This window comes from Streptomyces kunmingensis, from assembly GCF_039533535.1.
Lineage (GTDB): Bacteria > Actinomycetota > Actinomycetes > Streptomycetales > Streptomycetaceae > Streptomyces > Streptomyces kunmingensis.
The window spans coordinates 16,261-28,590 of record NZ_BAAATS010000016.1; the positions used below are offsets into that span (position 1 = coordinate 16,261).

The window sequence follows — 12,330 nt, forward strand, 5'->3', positions numbered from 1 at the left end:
CTTAGCGGCCCTGGCTCTTGAGGAGGGCGTCCAGACGGGGGTACACGGCGCGGGCGTTGTGCTCCTGGACCGCCGACAGGTCCTGCGCGGGCAGCGCGGCCGCTTCGGCGTACCGGAGCGTGTCGTCGAAGTGATGGCCGGTGCACGGGTCGACGGACCGGACGGCGCCGATCATCTCCGAGGCGAAAAGGATGTTCCGGGTGGGGATGACGTCGTACAGGAGGTCCGAGCCGGGCTGGTGGTAGACGCAGGTGTCGAAGAAGACGTTGCCGAGCACGTGCTCCTCCAGCGGCGGCTTGCCGAGCGCCATCGCCAGGCCCCGGAACCGGCCCCAGTGGTAGGGGACCGCGCCGCCGCCGTGCGGGATGATCAGCCGCAGGGTGGGGAAGTCGGCGAACAGATCACCTTGGACGAGCTGCATGAACGCCGTGGTGTCCGCGTTGAGGTAGTGCGCGCCCGTGGTGTGGAAGGCCGGGTTGACGCTCGTACTGACATGGACCATCGCCGGGATGTCGTACTCGACCATCTTCTCGTAGACGGGGTACCACGAGCGGTCGGTGAGCGGCGGGGCCGTCCACTGGCCGCCCGACGGGTCCGGGTTGAGGTTGAGCGCGACCGCCCCCAACTCCTCGACACAGCGGATGAGTTCGGGGACGCATGTCGCCGGGTCGACGCCCGGGGACTGCGGGAGCATCGCGGCGGGAGCGAACCGCTGCGGGTACAGCCGGGCGACCCGGTGGCACAGGTCGTTGCAGATCCGCGCCCAGGCCGCCGAGGTCTCGAAGCCCCCGACGTGGTGCGCCATGAACGAGGCGCGCGGCGAGAAGACGGTCAGGTCGATGCCGCGCTCGTCCATCAGCCGCAGCTGGTTCGGTTCGACGCTCATCCGCAGTTCGTCGTCGCTGATGCGCGGGCCCCCGCGGTCGGGGGAGAGGGAACTGTCGGTGAGCGAGGCGATCTGCCGCTCGCGCCAGGTTCCGAGCGCCGGCGGTGCGGTCGTGTAGTGCCCGTGGCAGTCGATGATCATGGGTGTCCTTCGGTGTCCGGCTCGTCGTCGTCGACGACCGCAGCCTCACCCCGCCCGCCGGGCGCCGTGACAGCCGCGGACACGGACCTAACCGTCCCTTAACATTCCGGCCCCCGGAGCCCGCAGAGGTGCATGGTCTACATTCGAAGGCGCAGCGGTATCCGCACAGAGACCCTGATGAGAGGCGGTGAACGGTGCAGATCCTGCTGGCCGAGGACGACGACGGGGTGGCCGGGGCGCTCCTCGAGGTCCTGTACGACCACGGCCATGTCACCCGGCGGGTCACCCACGGCAGAGATGTCCTGACCTACCACCGCAGCTCCGATCTGCTCCTCCTGGACCTCGGCCTGCCCGACATGGACGGCCTGGACGTGCTGCGCTCCCTGCGGGCGGTCAGCGACATGTCGGTGGTCGTGCTGACGGCGCGCGGCGACGAGCGGTCGGTGGTCCGCGGGCTGCGGCTCGGCGCCGACGACTACCTGGTCAAGCCCGTACGCCTCGCCGAACTGCTCGCCCGGATCGACGCCGTCACCCGGCGGGCCGCCGCGAGGAACGCCGTCACGGCGCGCAAGGTCCACGTCGGTGACGTGGAGATCGACCTCGACGCACGGCGGGTCCTGGCCGGCGGGGCGGACGTCGAGCTGACCACCAAGGAGTTCGACATCCTCGCCGTCCTCGCCGCGCGCACGGGGACCGCCGTCAGCCGTGAGCAGGTCCTGGACGAGGTGTGGGGCGACACCCACCACGGCGTGTCCCGCTCGCTCGACGTGCACCTCACCCAGCTGCGGGCGAAGCTGGGCCGCCCCGACCTGCTGACGACGATCCGGGGCTTCGGCTACCGCTTCGGCTCCGACGACCCCGCGAGCTAGGGACGTACGCGTGCGCAACCGGGTCCAGGCCGCGCTCCTCGCCTTCGTGGTGCTGGCGGTCGCCGCGTTCGCCGTCCCGCTCCTGGTGTTCACCGCGTCCGACAGGACCCAGGAACTGGTGCTCGCCCGCAGCTCCGACCTCGACCGCTTCGCCTCGCTCATGGACCAGGCCGCCACGACCGGCGACACCTCCGCCGTCGAGGCGGAGGCGCGGCGCTACACCCAGCTCTACGGGGAAGCGCTCGTGGTCACCGACGCACGCCACAAGCCGGTCGTCGAGACCGGCGGCATGCGCGCCGCCGATCCTGCCGTCTCCCGCCTGATCGACGCGGCCCTGCGCAACCAGACCGCCCATCCCGCGGCCGCGCTGCACCCGTGGTCGCGGGGGGACCGGATGTTCGCCGAGCCGGCGGGCACCGGCACACGCGTCAACGGAGCCGTGGTCCTGCGGGCCTCGGTACGCACCGCAGCGGACGCCATCATGTGGCGCTGGGCAGCCGTCCTCGCCGCGGCGGCGCTCGTCGCCCTCGCCTGCACGGGCCTCGCACGCGCCGTCACCCGCTGGGTGGTCAGGCCGCTGCGCCGCCTCGACCGCGCCGTCGGCCAGCTCGCCGCGGGACTCCCGCCCGAGCACACCCGCGCCGGCGGACCGCCCGAACTGCGGCAACTGGCCACCGGGTTCAACCGCATGGCGAGCACCGTCACCACCGCCCTGGAACAGCAGCGCAGGCTCGTCGCCGACACCTCCCACCAGATGCGCAATCCGATGGCCGCGCTCAGGCTCCGCGTCGACGCCCTGCACACCCAGCTGCCCGCGTCGGCGCACCGTACGTACACAGGCGTCACGACCGAACTCGACCGCCTCGAGACCCTGCTCGACGACATGCTCGCCCTCGCCACGGCGGAGCACCGGGCCGGTGAACTGACCATGACCGAGGACCCGTACGAGCACTGCGACGCGGCAGCCGTCGCGGCCGGCCGGCACCGGTGGTGGGAGCCCGTCGCCCGCCGCACGGGAGCACACCTCAGTACGCGGGCCGACGGGCCGGTCCCGGCCGCGTGCACGGAGCACGAGCTCACCCAGATCACGGACATCCTCCTCGACAACGCCATCAAGTACGCGGGCGAGGGCGCCCGGATCACGCTCCGCTGCGAGGCCGAGGGGCCGCACGCGGTCCTGACGGTGACGGACGACGGGCCCGGCCTGGACGCCGGGGAGCTCGCCCGGGCCACCGAGCGGTTCTGGCGCGCGGGCCGCCAGTCCGGCACGGCCGGCACCGGGCTCGGCCTCGCCATCGCCGAGCGGCTCCTCGCGGGCCGCGGCGGCAGCCTCGAACTGCGCCCCGCGCGGCCGCACGGCCTGCGCGTGCGGGCAGTCGTGCCCCGCGCCGCAGGAGAAGAAGGCGCCGCCGCAGAGGGCGCCGTAGTCGGAGGCCCGGGAGAGAAGGGTGGGGCCCGGTGAAGCGCCGTACCGCCCTGCGTGCCGCACTCGGCACCGCGTCCGCCGTCGTCCTCGGGGGCGCGCTCGCCGGCGACCTCGCCGGGCAGAACCGCGGACCCCGCGGCGTCCTGCGCCTCGCGACCGGCGAACCGACAGCGTTCTACGAGGCGTTCGGCCGGCTCCTCGCCGAGCAACTCGCGGCGGAGCACCCCGGTCTGAGCTGCCGCGTCCGCACCACCGCGGGCAGCGTCGACAACATCGAGCTGCTGCGTGAGCGCCGCGTCGACCTCGCGCTCGTCCTCACCGCCACCGCGCGCGATGCCGCGGGCACCGGCCTGTTCCCGCGACCGGTGCCGTTGCGGGCGATCGGCAGGGTGTACGAGACCTACCTCCAGTTCGCGGTCCGCGCCGACGCGGGGGTGCGCGGCGTGGCCGACCTGGCCGGGCACACCGTCTCGCTCGGCGCCCCGGGGTCGGGCGCGGCCGTGTTCGGCGAGCGGCTCCTGCGCGCCGCGGGCCTCGTGGCCGGGACGGATGTCCGGGTGCGGCATCTGCCGCTGGACGACGCGGCCCGCGCGATGCGGGCGGGCTCCGTCTCCGGGCTGCTCGTGGCGGGCGGTGTGCCCCTGCCCGCCCTCAAGGACCTGGACATACGGCCCGGCCTGCGCTTCCTGCCGCTGGCCGAGTCGCTGCCCCGGCTCGGCGGCCGGGAGGGGCGGGCCGGGGCGGGCCTGGAGCAGGTGACGCTGCCGCAGGGTGCGTACCGGGAAGCGGGCGGGGTCGCCACCATCGGGGTCTCCAACCTCCTCGTGTGCCGCCCCGACCTCGACCGCGACGTGGCGGGGGCGCTCACCCGCCTGCTGGTCCGGCGCGCGACGTCCCTCGTCCCCGGCAACGCCGTCGGCACCCAGTTCCTCGACGTCCGCAGCCTGATCGGCACCGGCAGCATCGCCCTGCACCCCGGAGCGCTCGCCGCCTACCGGTCACTGCACGGATAGCGGTCACTGCACGGATAGCGGGCTCGGGCACCGGGATCCGTCAGGTCTCCGTGCATCCGGGGTTCACCGGTGAGGATCCGACCGGTGTCTGCGCCCTCCAGGGTTCAGTGGCGTAGAAACGCCGTACATCGCGCTCCGCGGTACGTGCGCGCAAGCGCGGTGGGAAGGCGGACTGCTTCGCGGGGCGAGCGCAGGGCCGGCCCCGACCAGCCGCCCGGGGCGGCGTCCCAGGGGAGTGAGCCATGCCGCAGCCGACCGCGTTCCACGACCTCGGCGCCCTGTGCTTCGGCAGCCGGGCGCAGTTCGAGCCCGGACACCTGGAGGAGGTGTGCGAGGCGGTGCGGGGCAGCGGGGTGCGCGACCTGTACGTGGTCGTCCATGGGGCGCACAACGACGCGGCGACCGGCGCAGCCGTCGACGGCGCGTTCCGGGATCTGCTCACCGAGGCCTGGGGCGACGACGCCCGCGACAAGGGCATGCTGGGGGTGCACTGGCCGTCGCTGTGCTTCCGCGACGAGGGCGTCCCCGGCCTCACCGAGCCGACGGGGGACGCCCAGGACGGGGACCCCCGGCCGTCGCTCAGCCGGGCGACCATCGAGGACCTGTGCCGACAACTCCCGGACAGCGTCGCGCCGTTGAAAAGGATCGCCGAGCTGCTGGACGAGCGGCCGGAGCGCCAGCTGGCCTTCGACGACTTCGGCTCGGCCCTGCGCTCGCTCGCGGAGCTTCCCTTGCAGGACCCGGCCGCGGAGTTCACCGCGGACACGGAGGGCGAGGTGCTGCCCCAGGCGGACCCCCTCATGCTGTTCGAGGACACGAGGACGATGTGTTCCGAGTTCGCGGGCGCGCTGCGGGACGTGCGGCATGCTCTGGAGGCCGGGGAGGGCAAGCCCGCGCGGCACGAGAACGACGTCGACAAGTCGGACGTGTCCGACGGGGGAAGTCTCCAGGAGACCCGGACGGCAGGGCCGCGCCCCGCGCGACCGCTCAGCAAGCGGGTCGGCAGGACCGGCACGGTCGTCGCGGGCGGCCCGCTGGGGGAGGAGGCCCGCGCGACGGACCTCGCCGAGCTGTGGAAGGGAGCCCATGAACTCTTCCGGCAGGTCGTGCGCCACGTACTGCGCCGCCGGGCGGGACTGATCGGTCAGGAGGGCCTCGGTCCGTGTCTGCCGGTGCTGGCGGAAGGCGCCGAGATACGCCTCCACCTCGTCGGCCACGGGCTCGGCGCCCGGCTGGCAGGGTTCGCGCTACGGGGCCTGGAGACGGGCGGAGCGGAGCCGGTCACGCTCTCCTCCCTCACCCTGTTGCAGGGCGAGATGTCGCACTTCGCCTTCGCCGACATCCTGCCGCAGCAGGTCTCCGGGCACGGGGCGCTCTGGAACAGGCAACGGCTCGTCCAGGGGCCGCTGCTCTGCACGTTCTCGCACCTCGACTCGCACCTGGGCGTGCTGTACCCGCTGTCGGCCCAGATGATGGGCGACTCCGCCGAACTGGCGACGACCGCGCGCAAATGGGGCGCCCTCGGCTTCGACGGCGTCCAGGGCGTCGACGGGCCGCCGCCGGTCGCTCTGAGCGGCGTGACGGAGGAGGATCCCTGGGAGCTGCCCTACCTGAACGTGGACGCCTCCGAGGTGGTCCGTTCCGACGACGTACCCATGGGCGGGCACCACCACGTCTTCCATCCCGAGATCGGACGACTGCTCCGCTGGGCGGCGGGACACTGAGGCCCGACGCCTCTGGTCAGGGGCGTGCCGCGCGCACGGGGTGCTTGCTGAGGATGGAGACCCGGTTGAACGCGTTGATGGTGAGGGCCACCCAGATCACCGCGGAGATCTCGTCGTCGCCCAGGACCCGGCGGGCCGCCGCGTAGGCGCTCTCCTGGGCGGCGTCGTCCGCGGGGACGGTGGTCGCCTCGGCGAGGGCGAGCGCCGCCCGCTCCCGCTCCGTGAACAGTTCGGTGTCGCGCCAGGCCGCGAGCGTGTCCAGGCGCTGGGTGCTCTCGCCCGCGCGCAGTGCGGCCCGGGTGTGCACATCGAGGCAGAAGGCGCACTTGTTGATCTGCGACACGCGCAGATTGACCAGTTCGACGAGTTGCCGGTCGAGCCCGGCGTCCGCGGCCGTCGCCCGGACCGCCTCCGACGTCTGTACCAGGGCGTGGTACGCCTTCGGGCTCTGCTTGTCGATGTAGACGCGCCCGTCGGCAGGGGTCGGGGCCGGGGTGGGGGCCGGTGCCGTGTCGCTCAACTTGGTCTCCTCGCGGGGCGGTTGCGGAGCCTGGTTCGCTTCGCGCCGTACTGGGGCTTATGATCGTCCATGATTGTTGAATGTCAAATTACTTGGGGTGGGAGGGGCAGGGATGAGTGACGCAGAGGTGCTCACCGCCCGCGACGTGCCGCTGGGCGGCCCGCGCGCGATGACGGTGCGGCGCACACTGCCGCAGCGGGCCCGGACGCTGATCGGGGCCTGGTGCTTCGTCGACCACTACGGTCCCGACGACGTGGCCGGCACCGGCGGCATGGTCGTCGCGCCGCATCCGCACACGGGGCTGCAGACGGTGAGCTGGCTGTTCAGCGGGGAGATCGAGCACCGGGACAGCCTGGGCAGCCACGCCATGGTGCGGCCCGGCGAGCTGAACCTCATGACCGGCGGCCTCGGCGTCAGTCACTCGGAGGTCTCCACCCCCGACACCACCGTGCTGCACGGCGTTCAGCTGTGGGTGGCGCTGCCGGACCGGCACCGGCTCACCGAGCGGGACTTCCAGCACTACGTGCCCGAGTCCGTCCCGGTCGACGGCGGCGCCGACGTCAGGGTCTTCCTGGGCTCGCTGGCCGGCGCGACCTCGCCGGTGCGTACGTTCACGCCGCTGCTCGGGGCCGAACTCCTCCTCGCGCCGCGCGCGAGCGTCACCCTCGCCGTGGACGCCGGTTTCGAACACGGCCTCCTCGTCGACCGGGGCGAGGTCACGATGGCCGGCACCCGGTTGCGGCGGGCCGAGCTGGGCTACGTCGCGCCGGGCGGCTCCACCCTGACCCTCACCAACGAGACGGACGCGAGCGCGCGCACGATCCTGCTGGGCGGGCCGCCCTTCGGCGAGGAGATCGTCATGTGGTGGAACTTCATCGGCCGCAGCCACCAGGACATCGTCGAGGCCCGCCAGTCCTGGCAGGACGCCTCCGACCGGTTCGGCACGGTCGAGGGCTACCCCGGCGACCGCCTCCCCGCGCCGGAACTCCCGCACGCCACGATCACCCCGCGCAAGAACCCGATACGGCACTGACCCGATACGGCACTGACCCGCCACGGCACTGAAAGGCCCGCCATGACCCAGCCCGCCACCACCCCGCCCACCGTCGAGCGCGTCGACGCCCGTCACCGGTACGTGATCCAGGTCGAGGGCAGCATCGCCGGTTTCACCGCCTACCGTGACCGCGACGACCGGCGGGTGTTCTTCCACACCGAGATCGACGACGCCTACGCAGGACAGGGCCTGGCCTCGGTCCTCGTACGGGAGGCGCTGGACGACGTACGCCGCGCGGGCATCCGGATCGTGCCGGTCTGCCCGTACGTGGCGAAGTTCCTGAAGAAGCACGAGGAGTACGCCGACATCACCGACCCCGTGACTCCCGAGGTGCTGGAGTGGCTGGACGGACAGCTCAAGCACTGACCGGGTCGCGGACCGCGGGCCGGGGCTCGCGCGGGCCGCGGTCGGCGGCGCTGGTCAGTGCTCGTCGGGTGCGGGCTCCTCCTCGGCGGTGCCGGTCGCGGAGTCCGGGCCCTCGCCCAGGTCGAACACGCTCTCGCGCAGCGCCCGGATCACCCCGTCGAGCTCGGCCACGCCGCGCATCAGCCGTCGGTGCGCGGGACCCTCGCCGATCATCGCGGCCGTGCCGTGCAGGTTGAGGCCGGCCTCGAAGATCTTGCGGACCACGCTCTCGCGGAGGTCGGCGGCGATCCGGTCCCGCTCCCGGGCCAGGGACAGCTCGCGCACCTCGGCCTGCAGTGCCGCGTTGGCCACCAGTGAGCCTCTGATGCGGTCCCGCAGTCCGTGTGCGGCCACCGCGATGAGCAGGCTGAGGGCGCTCCAGAGCACCATGCGTCTGCCGGTCACGCTGCCCGGCGTCGACTGGGCGACGGACGACACCCCTTGGACGGCCACCACCGCCACGACCACGCACGCCGATTCCCACCGCCGGTGGAAGAGCACCGACCAGATCAACGGCACCAGCAGCACGAGTCCCACGCCGGAGGCCACGCCCGACGCCAGGATCAGCGCCAGGACGGACGCCGTGTAGAGCAGCGGGACCAGTACCGGGGTCCAGGCGGGCAGTCGCGGCCACGGCAGCAGGAAGGATCCGGCGCAGCCGATCAGGAGCGCGACGCTCGTCAGGTAGGTCGGCCAGGACTTCGGCCGGAGGTCCGGCACCAGGACGCTGACGGTGGCCACCACGGTGACCAGGGCGAACGGAACAGCTCGCAACGCGAGGCCTGGCCGCTGGAACTGCCAGCCGACGGTGGTGCCGTCGGTGTCGGTCAGCGCTTGCCAGTGGTCGGTCGGTGACTTCACGGCACACTCCCGTCGGGCCGGAGCGCTCAAAGACCCCACCGCAGGGCGTGTGCGACCCTGCGCATCATATCGACGCACGCCACGGTCACGCAGCGAAGTCGCCCGCTGAATCAGGCGGTTCGGTTGACGTTGGCGGTGAGCAGGCGGAGCAGGTGCTTGGCCGTGGCGTCCTGCTCGGGGGTCAGGCCCATGGCCTCACCGATGGCCAGGGGGACGGCGCGGGCCTTCTCGCGCAGCTCCGCGCCCGCCTCGCTGAGGGTGATGGAGACGGATCGCTCGTCGTCCGCGCGTCGCTGACGGTGGATCAGGCCGCCCGCCTCCAGGCGCTTCAGGAGCGGGGAGAGGGTGCTCGACTCCAGCTGGAGGGCGGCGCCCAACTCCCGTACGGAAGCAGTCTGTTGCTCCCAGAGAACCAGCATCACCAGATACTGCGGATAGGTCAGCTCCAGCTCGTCCAGCAGGGGCCGGTAGCGCGCGATGACCGACCGCGAGGCGGCGTACAGGGCGAAGCACAACTGGTCCTGGAGGAGGAGCGAGCCGTCGTCTGCGGTGCGGTCCACCACTTCGGTCCTTACGTCGAGGTCTCGGCGGCGTCCACCGTACCATTCTGCATGCCCACGATTGTATACCGCTCGATTAAGTTGTGCGCGACTAAATCGAGAGGTACGTTTCTCCTGTCCCCGTCGGACGGCCGCCCAGGCCGCCGACGCGACCCTGAGGAGCACCCCCATGTCCGAATCCGTCACGCCCCCGGTACTCGAGCCCGCCGCCGCGGCCTTCGCCGAGGCCACCGCGAACCCGCCCTACCTCTTCGACCTCGGCCCCGTCGAAGGCCGCAAGACGGTCGACGAGGTGCAGTCCGGTGAGATCGCCAAGCCGGAGATCGCCGAAGAGTGGATCACCGTCCAGGGCGGTCCCACCGGATCGGTCCGCACGCGCATCGTCCGCCCGGCCGGCGCCGAAGGCACCCTGCCGGTGATCGTCTACGTCCACGGCGCGGGCTGGGTCTTCGGCAATGCCCACACCCACGACCGCCTCGTGCGCGAACTGGCCGTCGGCGCCCGGGCCGCCGTCGTCTTCCCCGAGTACGACCTGTCGCCCGAGGCCCGCTACCCGGTCGCCATCGAGCAGATCTACGCCGTGGCCCAGTGGGTCGTCCGCGAGGGTGCGGACAACGGCCTGGACGCCACGCGGATCGCGGTGGCCGGCGACTCCGTCGGCGGGAACATGTCCGCCGCGCTGACCCTGATGGCCAAGGAGCGCGGCGACGTGCCCCTGGTCCAGCAGGTGCTGTTCTACCCCGTCACCGACGCGTCCTTCGACACCCCCTCCTACCACCAGTTCGCCGAGGGGTACTTCCTGCGCCGCGACGGCATGCAGTGGTTCTGGGACCAGTACACGACCGACGAGAAGCAGCGCGCCGAGATCACCGCCTCGCCGCTGCGCGCCACGACCGAGCAGCTCCAGGGCCTGCCTGCGGCCCTCGTCATCACCGGCGAGGCGGACGTCCTGCGCGACGAGGGCGAGGCCTACGCGAGCAAGCTCCGGCAGGCCGGCGTCCCGGTCACCGCCGTGCGCTACCAGGGCGTCATCCACGACTTCGTGATGCTCAACGCCCTGCGCGAGACGCACGCCGCCGAAGCCGCCATCAACCAGGCCGTCGCCACCCTGCGTACGGCCCTCGGCACCGCGTAAGGCGCCCGCCGCGAATGAGCGCGGCCCGGACGAGTGCCGTCCGGGCCGCGGTCCGCTCTACGGGACGCGGGCCACGCCGACGTAGAAGCCGGACAGCTCCTCGCGCGGGGCGGGCGTGTCCTTGTACCACTTGGTCGCGGTGACCAGGCCCGGGTCGATCAGCTCAAGACCCTCGAAGAACGGCTCGATCTCGTCGCGCGTCCGCATGCGCAACGGGATCTCGCCCTTGCGGTAGGTGGTGGTCACCGACTTCACGAGGTGCGGGTGCTCGTCGGTGGTGCCGTGCGAGAACATGAAGTAACTGCCGGAGGGCAGCGCTTCGAGGAGCGTCCGCGTCAGGCCGTACGGGTCCTCGTCGTCGGTGACGAAGTGCATCAGCGCGATCATCGACAGGGCGACGGGCCGGTCGAAGTCCAGGAAGTTGCGGGCGTGTTCGAGGATGGCGCCGGGCTCCCGGACGTCGGCCTCCACGTAGTCGGTGGCCCCCGCCGGGCTGCTGACGAGCAGGGCCTCCGCGTGCCGCAGCACGATCGGGTCGTTGTCGGTGTACGCGATCCGCGCCGACGGCCTGATGTTCTGCACGATCTGGTGCAGGTTCGGCTCGGTCGGGATGCCCGTGCCGATGTCGAGGAACTGGTCGATGCCGATACCGGCCAGCCAGGCCGCCGCACGGTGCATGAACGCGCGGTTCCGCATGGCGTTGAGCCGCGCCTCGGGCGGCAGTTTCTCCGCGACTTCCTGGTCGACGAGGTAGTTGTCCTTACCGCCGAGCAGCCAGTCGTAGACACGTGCCGGATGGGGCCTGCTCGTGTCGATACGGCCTGCGGAGGACTGTGCCGTCATGCCTGACTCCAGCGTGCACTAGATCGCTGACCGGCTCACCATGCGGGACCGGCGCCCCGGCGAGACCGTGGGGAACGTCGTGATTATGTCATTGGCCAGGGCCTTGCAGAGAGTGTTCGGCGGAGGCCGGCCCCTCTCAACTCGCTGTGTCCCAGGGCGATGAGTTCCCGCCGGACCGTCGGTCTCTCCTGGTGGAAGGTGTGACCGAGGTGTGAGCGAGCGGGAGGCAGCCGTGCGGAACGACGTCTGGCGGATGGTGCACACGGAGCGCGCGGCGCTCATCGAGGATCTCGCGCACCTGGATGCCGAGCAGTGGCGAACGCCCTCGCTGTGTGCGGGCTGGACCGTGCACGACGTGGTCGCTCATCTGGTCGACACCGCGCGCACCACGCGGCTCGGCTTCCTCGCAGGTCTCGCCCGGGCGCGGTTCGACTTCGACCGGCAGAACCGCGTCGGTGTCGAGCGCGAGCGCGGTGCGTCGCCGCAGGAGACCCTGGAGCGGCTGCGTCACGTGGCGACACGGACCTCGACGCCCCCGGCGCCCCTCGACACGCGGCTCGTCGAGGAGGTCGTCCACGGTGAGGACATCCGACGGCCCCTCGGTCTCGCCCACACCTATACGCCGGAGGCCGTCGTCAGGTCGCTCCGCCTCCAGGCACGTACGTCCGAGTCGTTCGGCGGGGCGAAGCAGCTCCTGACCCGGGTCCGGCTGACCGCTACGGATGCCGACCTGTCGATCGGCGCCACCGGCCGGGCGCCAGAAGTGACCGGAAGCGCGCTGGCCCTGCTCCTGGCCGTCTCCGGGCGGCGGGACGCGGTGGCCGGGCTGCACGGCGACGGCGTCGCCACGCTGGCCACGGCTCTGGGCTGAACCAGGCACGCGCGAGTCGGCT

The 12,330-nt window shown here is 72.2% G+C and carries 13 protein-coding genes; 8 read left to right on the top strand and 5 right to left on the bottom strand.

The features are described from left to right. Nucleotide 1: 1 nt before the first annotated feature. Complete coding sequence (locus tag ABD366_RS18550; protein ID WP_324767261.1) at nucleotides 2-1,027, bottom strand: amidohydrolase family protein; 1,026 nt, start codon at nucleotides 1,025-1,027, stop codon at nucleotides 2-4. A 194-nt stretch (nucleotides 1,028-1,221) separates the two neighbouring features. On the opposite strand from ABD366_RS18550, the gene ABD366_RS18555 reads away from it, so the two are divergent. From ABD366_RS18555 to ABD366_RS18570, 4 genes are all read left to right on the top strand, one after another. Further along, entirely contained in the window at nucleotides 1,222-1,896 is a 675-nt protein-coding gene (locus ABD366_RS18555) for a response regulator transcription factor (protein ID WP_324767260.1), read from the top strand. A 10-nt stretch (nucleotides 1,897-1,906) separates the two neighbouring features. Then, on the top strand, nucleotides 1,907-3,358 hold the full coding sequence (locus ABD366_RS18560) for a sensor histidine kinase (RefSeq protein ID WP_324767259.1): 1,452 nt from the start codon (nucleotides 1,907-1,909) through the stop codon (nucleotides 3,356-3,358). Then, entirely contained in the window at nucleotides 3,355-4,335 is a 981-nt protein-coding gene (locus tag ABD366_RS18565; protein WP_324767258.1) for a TAXI family TRAP transporter solute-binding subunit, read from the top strand. The genes ABD366_RS18560 and ABD366_RS18565 overlap by 4 nt, the downstream gene beginning before the upstream one ends. A gap of 242 nt (nucleotides 4,336-4,577) precedes the next feature. Then, entirely contained in the window at nucleotides 4,578-6,059 is a 1,482-nt protein-coding gene (locus tag ABD366_RS18570; protein WP_324767257.1) for a hypothetical protein, read from the top strand. Between the two features lie 16 nt (nucleotides 6,060-6,075). Here the strand turns inward: ABD366_RS18570 and ABD366_RS18575 are convergent, their stop codons facing one another. Next, on the bottom strand, nucleotides 6,076-6,579 hold the full coding sequence (locus ABD366_RS18575) for a carboxymuconolactone decarboxylase family protein (protein ID WP_324767256.1): 504 nt from the start codon (nucleotides 6,577-6,579) through the stop codon (nucleotides 6,076-6,078). Between the two features lie 112 nt (nucleotides 6,580-6,691). Between ABD366_RS18575 and ABD366_RS18580 the strand changes: the two genes are divergently transcribed. Together ABD366_RS18580 and ABD366_RS18585 are read left to right on the top strand one after the other, a co-directional pair. Beyond that, nucleotides 6,692-7,612, top strand: a complete 921-nt coding sequence (locus ABD366_RS18580) for a pirin family protein (RefSeq protein ID WP_324767254.1) — start codon at nucleotides 6,692-6,694, stop codon at nucleotides 7,610-7,612. A 42-nt stretch (nucleotides 7,613-7,654) separates the two neighbouring features. Beyond that, the gene (locus ABD366_RS18585; protein WP_324767253.1) at nucleotides 7,655-7,999 is read left to right on the top strand and encodes a GNAT family N-acetyltransferase; all 345 of its coding nucleotides are present in this window, start codon (nucleotides 7,655-7,657) and stop codon (nucleotides 7,997-7,999) included. A 54-nt stretch (nucleotides 8,000-8,053) separates the two neighbouring features. Here the strand turns inward: ABD366_RS18585 and ABD366_RS18590 are convergent, their stop codons facing one another. Next, nucleotides 8,054-8,899: a sensor histidine kinase gene (locus tag ABD366_RS18590; RefSeq protein ID WP_324767252.1), complete on the bottom strand. Its 846-nt coding sequence runs from the start codon at nucleotides 8,897-8,899 to the stop codon at nucleotides 8,054-8,056. A 110-nt stretch (nucleotides 8,900-9,009) separates the two neighbouring features. Continuing rightward, nucleotides 9,010-9,459, bottom strand: a complete 450-nt coding sequence (locus tag ABD366_RS18595; protein WP_324767250.1) for a MarR family winged helix-turn-helix transcriptional regulator — start codon at nucleotides 9,457-9,459, stop codon at nucleotides 9,010-9,012. 169 nt (nucleotides 9,460-9,628) lie between these two features. On the opposite strand from ABD366_RS18595, the gene ABD366_RS18600 reads away from it, so the two are divergent. Then, nucleotides 9,629-10,594: an alpha/beta hydrolase gene (locus ABD366_RS18600; RefSeq protein WP_324767248.1), complete on the top strand. Its 966-nt coding sequence runs from the start codon at nucleotides 9,629-9,631 to the stop codon at nucleotides 10,592-10,594. Between the two features lie 57 nt (nucleotides 10,595-10,651). Here ABD366_RS18600 and ABD366_RS18605 read toward each other — a convergent pair whose 3' ends face one another. Continuing rightward, nucleotides 10,652-11,437 (bottom strand): SAM-dependent methyltransferase, encoded by a 786-nt coding sequence (locus ABD366_RS18605; protein ID WP_324767247.1) that lies wholly within the window; start codon nucleotides 11,435-11,437, stop codon nucleotides 10,652-10,654. A 253-nt stretch (nucleotides 11,438-11,690) separates the two neighbouring features. On the opposite strand from ABD366_RS18605, the gene ABD366_RS18610 reads away from it, so the two are divergent. Beyond that, nucleotides 11,691-12,308 (top strand): maleylpyruvate isomerase family mycothiol-dependent enzyme, encoded by a 618-nt coding sequence (locus tag ABD366_RS18610; RefSeq protein WP_324767272.1) that lies wholly within the window; start codon nucleotides 11,691-11,693, stop codon nucleotides 12,306-12,308. Nucleotides 12,309-12,330 lie beyond the last annotated feature (22 nt).

Coding starts and splice junctions, on each gene's coding strand:
- ABD366_RS18550 (WP_324767261.1), bottom strand. CDS start 1,027: ATGATCATCGACTGCCACGGGCACTACACGACCGCACCGCCGGCGCTC.
- ABD366_RS18570 (WP_324767257.1), top strand. CDS start 4,578: ATGCCGCAGCCGACCGCGTTCCACGACCTCGGCGCCCTGTGCTTCGGC.
- ABD366_RS18580 (WP_324767254.1), top strand. CDS start 6,692: ATGAGTGACGCAGAGGTGCTCACCGCCCGCGACGTGCCGCTGGGCGGC.
- ABD366_RS18585 (WP_324767253.1), top strand. CDS start 7,655: ATGACCCAGCCCGCCACCACCCCGCCCACCGTCGAGCGCGTCGACGCC.
- ABD366_RS18600 (WP_324767248.1), top strand. CDS start 9,629: ATGTCCGAATCCGTCACGCCCCCGGTACTCGAGCCCGCCGCCGCGGCC.
- ABD366_RS18605 (WP_324767247.1), bottom strand. CDS start 11,437: ATGACGGCACAGTCCTCCGCAGGCCGTATCGACACGAGCAGGCCCCAT.
- ABD366_RS18610 (WP_324767272.1), top strand. CDS start 11,691: ATGGTGCACACGGAGCGCGCGGCGCTCATCGAGGATCTCGCGCACCTG.